5 protein-coding genes are annotated in these 6,893 nt (G+C 39.6%); 4 read left to right on the forward strand and 1 reads right to left on the reverse strand.

Features of this window, described 5'->3' with window-relative positions; genetic code table 11:
* Nucleotides 1-22: 22 nt before the first annotated feature.
* Both ACZQK9_RS04050 and jag read left to right on the forward strand, forming a co-directional pair.
* On the forward strand, nucleotides 23-1,303 hold the full coding sequence (locus ACZQK9_RS04050) for a YidC/Oxa1 family membrane protein insertase (RefSeq protein WP_216508194.1): 1,281 nt from the start codon (nucleotides 23-25) through the stop codon (nucleotides 1,301-1,303).
* An 11-nt stretch (nucleotides 1,304-1,314) separates the two neighbouring features.
* Nucleotides 1,315-1,944, forward strand: coding sequence for an RNA-binding cell elongation regulator Jag/EloR (jag, locus tag ACZQK9_RS04055; protein WP_216508193.1), 630 nt, complete (start codon nucleotides 1,315-1,317; stop codon nucleotides 1,942-1,944).
* 436 nt (nucleotides 1,945-2,380) lie between these two features.
* Here jag and mnmE read toward each other — a convergent pair whose 3' ends face one another.
* Nucleotides 2,381-3,754 (reverse strand): tRNA uridine-5-carboxymethylaminomethyl(34) synthesis GTPase MnmE, encoded by a 1,374-nt coding sequence (mnmE, locus tag ACZQK9_RS04060; protein ID WP_483269700.1) that lies wholly within the window; start codon nucleotides 3,752-3,754, stop codon nucleotides 2,381-2,383.
* A 420-nt stretch (nucleotides 3,755-4,174) separates the two neighbouring features.
* Here mnmE and mnmG point away from each other — a divergent pair, with 420 nt between their 5' ends.
* Together mnmG and rsmG are read left to right on the forward strand one after the other, a co-directional pair.
* The gene (gene mnmG / locus ACZQK9_RS04065; RefSeq protein WP_483269710.1) at nucleotides 4,175-6,136 is read left to right on the forward strand and encodes a tRNA uridine-5-carboxymethylaminomethyl(34) synthesis enzyme MnmG; all 1,962 of its coding nucleotides are present in this window, start codon (nucleotides 4,175-4,177) and stop codon (nucleotides 6,134-6,136) included.
* A gap of 11 nt (nucleotides 6,137-6,147) precedes the next feature.
* Nucleotides 6,148-6,870 carry a 16S rRNA (guanine(527)-N(7))-methyltransferase RsmG gene (rsmG, locus tag ACZQK9_RS04070; RefSeq protein WP_483269701.1) on the forward strand — a complete coding sequence of 241 codons (723 nt, stop codon included), beginning with the start codon at nucleotides 6,148-6,150 and terminating at the stop codon, nucleotides 6,868-6,870.
* Nucleotides 6,871-6,893 lie beyond the last annotated feature (23 nt).

A 6,893-nucleotide genomic window follows, 5' to 3' on the forward strand; every position in this document is an offset into this window, starting at 1 on the left:
CACGAATTGTTTGGAGGACAGTATGTTTTTAACACAGTCAGGTGGCTTTATTATTAAGCCAATTTCGAGGCTTTTAGGAGCCATTCTTAGTTTGCTCTACCGCGGGTTGAATGCAATCGGCGTAGAATCAATCGGTATTGCGATTATTCTTTTTACGCTGATCGTACGTTTGATCATATTCCCGTTGATGTATAAGCAGAATCGTTCAAGCAAGATTATGTCAATGATTCAGCCGGAAATCAACAAGGCAACTAAGAAGTACAGAGGTAAGACAGATCAGCAGTCAATGATGGAAGTACAGAGAATCACGAAAGAGATTCAGAGTAAGTATGGTGTCAGCATGACAAGTGGTTGTCTGACATCGTTGATACAGCTTCCTATTTTCCTTGCTTTGTACCGTGTAATCCAGAATATACCAGCATATGTACCAAAGGTATATGATATGTATAAGCCAATTGCAACTGCAATCCAGGGTGATTCCGCAGCACAGAAGGCTTTGGAAGCGGTAACGGCAGATGGTGGACAGCAGCTTACAATTGCGATGAAGTCCATCAATTATGAAAATACGAATACGATCATTGATGTGCTTGCAAATTTCCCAAGAACATTGTGGGATACATTTGCTGCAAAGCTTGGTAATTCAGGTGCGGTCGTTGATGCGATGACAGCAAATGGTAATGTGGATAACATCAAGCAGATTTATAACTTCTTTGGTTTGGATCTGACAGCCGTTCCACATTTTGCATTGACAGCAGCAATTATAATTCCTGTATTATCACTCATCTTCCAGTTTTTGAGCATGAAGGTAACACCAATGCAGGGTTCGGATGATCCGACACAGCAGGCTACGATGGGAACAATGAAGACAATGATGTATGTCATGCCAATCTTCTCCTTCTTTGTCTGTGTGAATGTACCTTGTGGTGTAGGTCTTTACTGGGCAATGGGTTCCTTTATCTCTTTCCTTACAACTGTTTGTACAAATGCTTACTTTAAGCATTGTGATATGGACAAGATTTTGGAAAAGAGTATGGCAAAAGCTGCAAAGAAGAATGCAAAAAAGAAGAAGAAAAACAAGAAATCCTTTATGGAGAAAATGCAGGAGGCTGCTTATGGACAGGCATCTTCTTCCTCTTCAGATGAAGGAAAGGCAACCAGCAGCGTATCAAATGCAAGCTTAAAGAGTTATTCTTCTAACACAATGAAGTCTGGTAATGATGCCGGAACAAAATATCGTGCAGGTTCCCTTGCATCGAAAGCAAATATCATGCAGCGTTATAACAATGATAAAGATGATAAGTAGGAGTAAGAAAAGTGGAGTATAGAGAGTTTAAGGCAAAAACAGTCGATGAAGCAATCACTCTTGCGTCTACGGAGTTTGGTTGCGTGAGCACAGACCTTGAATACGAAGTAATCGAAAAAGGTACTTCCGGATTTTTAGGAATCGGTGCAAAACCGGCAGTAATCAAAGCTAAGAAAAAGGAAAGCTTCTTAGATGATATTCAGGAATACCTTGACAATCTGTTCAAGGCTATGGATATCGAAGCAAAGGTTACAATCGATTATGATGAAGCAGAAGCAACCATGGATATCGACGTAGAAGGTCCGGATATGGGTATCCTGATCGGTAAGCGTGGACAGACATTGGATTCTCTGCAGTATCTGATCAGCTTGTTCGTAAATAAGAAGAGCGAATCTTATATCCGTGTCAAACTTGATACAGAAAATTATCGTGCAAGAAGAAAAGATACACTGGAGAATCTTGCAAAGAATATTTCGTTCAAGGTTAAGAGAACAAGAAGACCATTTACTCTGGAGCCTATGAATCCTTATGAGAGAAGAATTATCCATTCTGCTCTTCAGAATGATAAATATGTAGCTACCAGAAGTGAGGGTGAAGAGCCTTATCGTAAGGTTGTTATTTACTTGAAGAAAAATGCTTAATTATAAAAAGGATAATCGTTGAAAAACGGTTATCCTTTTTTAGTGAGTCGAAATAATTGCAAAACATAGTAGTAGTTGAAACATATATTTCAATATGATTCATTCTATATACAATGTATTGAATCTAAGAAGTTCTAAATGTTCTGATTTATATATTGATATAATACGCCACCGCCGCCAATTCGCCATCCATGGCTCAGTGGCGGCTTGTTTGAACATCGTGTTCAAACATGGCTAGTGTAATAACAGAACATTAAGAACTTCTAGGATTCAAACATATCGTATATTAGAATGAATTCATATTGAAATATATGAATTCAAGTATTGATTGTGTTTTGCAATTATTAATTTACACTAAGAATATAATTGAATTTTTATATTCATATTATAAAATTATTTTTTATACTATAATTTTCTTCTGTGAAATAAGTGTCCTTTACTTACCCATGCAGAATTCGGCGAATATCTTGTTGACGAGATCGTCTTCAAGTTCTTCGCCAATGATCTTGCCGAGGCTTGTGTAGGCGGACATCAGATCAATTGTGAAGAAGTCCTCTCCCATTCCCATGTCTATACTTTCTAAGACTTTGCTTAAGCTTTCTCTTGTGTCGTAGAGCAATGATTTATGACGCAGGTTGGTAATGTAGAGTTCATCGTTATAGGTAATATCCTGGTTGAAGAACATGGACTTTAACAGGTCATGAAGTTGTTCTTTGCCAGTGCCTTCTTTGGCTGATATTTCCAAGATTTTAGTCTCTAATTTTGAAGTTATCCCCAACTTATCCACAATCAGATTCTGATCATTTTTATTGACCAAAGTGATAACCTTTTTGCCTTGTAAAGCATCCATAATGTGGTAATCATCATCATTTAAAGCGCATGTTCCATCGACGATATAAAGGATTAGATCCGCGTCAGAAATCGTTGTCATAGCTTTTGTTACACCGATTTTTTCTACGATATCTTCCGTATCATGAATACCCGCTGTATCTACGATATTTAGCGTAATTCCGTCGATATTAACCAGTTCTTCCAGCGTATCTCTTGTTGTGCCGGCAACCTCTGTGACAATCGCACGTTCCTCGCCTAACAGCATGTTCAAAACAGAGGATTTACCTGCATTTGGACGTCCGACGATGACTGTACGGATTCCCTCTTTGATAATACGTCCATTTTCACTGGTTGACAGTAAATGATTGACAGTTATCAACATGTTATCCACAGTGGTGTGTAATTGCTGTGGAAAGTTATCTAAGGAATAATTTTCGGGGTCATCTAGGGCTGATTCGATGTATGCAATGTTATAAAGTAAAGTATCACGCAGGTCTGTAATTATGGTCTTTAATTCACCACGAAGCTGGAGCAGGGATGATTTTGCTGCCATATTATTTTTTGCATGAATCAGATCCATGACGGATTCTGCCTGTGACATATCAATTCGTCCACCTAAGAATGCACGTTTCGTAAATTCACCCGGTTCCGCTGGTCTTGCACCAAGCCGGATCACAAGATCTAAGACACGCTTTAATACGGTGATACCACCATGACAATCTAATTCTACCACATCTTCAGTCGTGTATGTCTTTGGGGCGCGCATGACGAGTGCAACTGCTTCATCATAGATTTCATCTTCATAGATGATCTTTCCGTAAGCGGCGGTATAGCTTTCCATATTCAAAATTGTTTTTTTCTTATTTACCGGTTGAAATACCTGATTCACAATCTGTAATGCTGTATCTCCACTAATCCGAATAATTCCTATGCCGGAATCTCCCATCCCAGTTGCAATTGCAGCAATCGTCTCACTCATAACCAAACACCTTTCTTTCAATAAGGTACCCGCATGTAAATGCAACAACATACGGGAAAATCACAATTTCCTCTATTATACCTTTTCTTTTTTTATTCAACAAGGTATAATTAATAAGTTAAAATTGTAGTTATGAAATATTTATAAGTACAAATATTTGGTTAAAGTTGAATATGTAGATTGATAATTCAAACCAGCCATAATGTAAATCAAGATTTCTAATATTACAAATTCGAAAGCAGACCGTCGAAGCACGCTGGTACTTAATGAGCAGGGATACTAATTCGTTGAATTAGTGTTACTGCGAATTTAGTACCATTGCGTGATGAGCCGAACGGGAGTGTGTCTGCGAAGAATTTGGTAATTTAGAAATCTTGTTTATGAAATTAGATAGGTTTGAATTATCTTCAAGAGGATTTTATCGTGGAAAAGAAATATATAGAGGAAGAATATGATATTATCGTCGTTGGTGCCGGGCATGCGGGCTGTGAAGCTGCGCTTGCTGCATCTCGACTTGGTCTTGAAACCATCCTGTTCACAATCAGCATGGACAGCGTTGCCTTAATGCCATGCAACCCGAATGTCGGCGGAAGCTCCAAAGGACATCTGGTACGTGAAATTGATGCCTTAGGTGGAGAGATGGGTAAAAATATTGACAAGACCTATATTCAGAGTAAGATGCTGAACGTATCGAAAGGCCCTGCTGTACATTCTCTGCGGGCACAGGCAGACAAAGGCGAATATACAAAACAAATGAGGCTCACTCTTCAGAATCAGGAACATCTCACACTTCGTCAGGGAGAGGTTGCAGAGCTTCTATATGATACGAAGATTACGGATGAAATGAAAGATCAGAAGATCATTTGTGGTGTTCGTATGTATTCGGGTGCAGTGTATCATGCAAAGGCAGTTATCTTATGTACCGGAACGTATCTGAAGGCAAGATGCATCTATGGTGATGTAGTAAATTATACGGGTCCAAATGGTCTTTCAGCAGCAAATCACTTGTCTGATTCTATGCGGGATGCAGGTATCTTTATTCGTCGGTTTAAGACAGGTACTCCTGCACGTCTTGATAAAAAGACGATAGATTTTTCGAAGATGACAGAGCAAAAAGGTGATGAGCATATCGTTCCATTTTCATTTACGAATAAAGAGGAAGATATCAAGCGTGATCAGATTTCCTGCTGGCTGACTTATACGAACGAGGAAACACATAAAATTATCAAGGATAATATTGACCGTTCTCCACTCTTCTCTGGATTTATCGAGGGAACAGGACCAAGATATTGTCCCTCTATCGAAGATAAGGTCATGAAGTTCCCGGACAAAGACCGACATCAGTTGTTTATCGAGCCGGAAGGCGAATTTACAAATGAGATGTATATGGGTGGTATGTCTTCGTCTCTGCCGGAGGATGTGCAGTATGCGATGATTCATACAGTACCGGGATTGGAGCATGTAGCAATCGTCCGGAATGCATATGCGATTGAATATGATTGTATTGATGCAACGAATTTGAAGGCAAATCTGGAATTTAAAGATATGGATGGACTGTTCAGTGCCGGACAGATTAATGGCAGTTCCGGGTATGAGGAAGCGGCCGCACAGGGTATCATGGCAGGTATCAATGCCGCACGGAAGCTACAGAACAAACCACCGGTGATTTTAGATCGTTCGCAGGCATATATCGGTGTTTTGATTGATGATCTTGTAACGAAGGAGACACAGGAACCCTATCGTATGATGACAAGCCGTGCAGAATATCGACTGCTTTTACGGCAGGATAATGCCGATCTGCGATTGACAGATATCGGACATGAAATTGGTTTGATTGATGAAGCACGTTATGAAAAGTTCTGTGAGAAACGCAGACAGATTGATGCGGAAATCGCACGTATGAATGAAATATCAGTTGGTGCAAATAAGCATGTACAGGAATTTCTGTCAAAATATGGAAGTTCTTCTCTTGGAACAGCTGCAACATTGGCAGAGCTTATCCGTAGACCGGAGCTTTCTTATGAAGCACTGGATGAATTGGATACTGATAGGCAGGAAGCATACAGGGCATTGCTTGGCATTGATACGACAGATGAGATTGTTCTGGATGATGAAGTAGTAGAACAAATCAACATTGCAATCAAATATGATGGTTATATTAGTCGTCAGAAGCAACAGGTAGAACATTTTCAGAAGATGGAGAAAAAGCAGATTCCGGAAGATATCAATTATGAAGATGTTGCTAATCTTCGAAAAGAAGCCAGACAGAAGTTATCAAATATCCGACCGGCTTCGCTTGGACAGGCATCCCGTATCTCCGGTGTATCACCGGCAGATGTGTCGGTGTTGATGATATATCTGGAGACGAAGAAACAGGTATAGGAATATAGAATATGGAAAAAGTAAGAACATATGTAGAACAAATTACAGAAGGACAAGTGCTTTTAACTGATGCACAGCTTGCACAGTTTGAACAGTATTATAACATGCTGATTGAGAAAAATAAGGTCATGAATCTGACTGCTATCACAGAGCGGGAAGAAGTAATACTCAAGCATTTTATTGACAGTCTTGCACTTGCCGGATATGTGAAGCTGTGGGAAAAAAAATATAAGATTATTGATGTTGGAACGGGTGCGGGATTTCCGGGTATTCCATTAAAAATCGCATTTCCAAATTTGCAGGTAACGTTGTTTGATTCTTTGAACAAACGTATTAAATTCTTACAGGAAGTGATTGATGAGTTAAACCTGAATGAGATATCAGCGGTACATGGACGTGCAGAGGAAGGTGCCAGAGATAAGGCAATGCGTGAGAAATATGATTTTGTAGTTTCACGTGCGGTTGCAAATATGGCAGTGCTTTCAGAGTATTGTATTCCATTTGTGAAGGCTGGTGGATATTTTATCCCGTATAAGACCGGAACGGTAGAGGAAGAAATCATACAGGGAAAAAAGGCAATCCATATTCTCGGTGGTAAGATTGAAAAAGTAGAAAAGCTTATACTTCCCGATTCGGATATCAGCAGGAGCTTTGTGTTTATCAGAAAAGAAAAACAGACGCCAAAGGCATATCCACGGAAAGCAGGAACTGCAAGCAAACAACCCCTCGGCTGACAAGCCAAGGGGTTGTTTTAATT

Source organism: Wujia sp. (assembly GCF_056872695.1).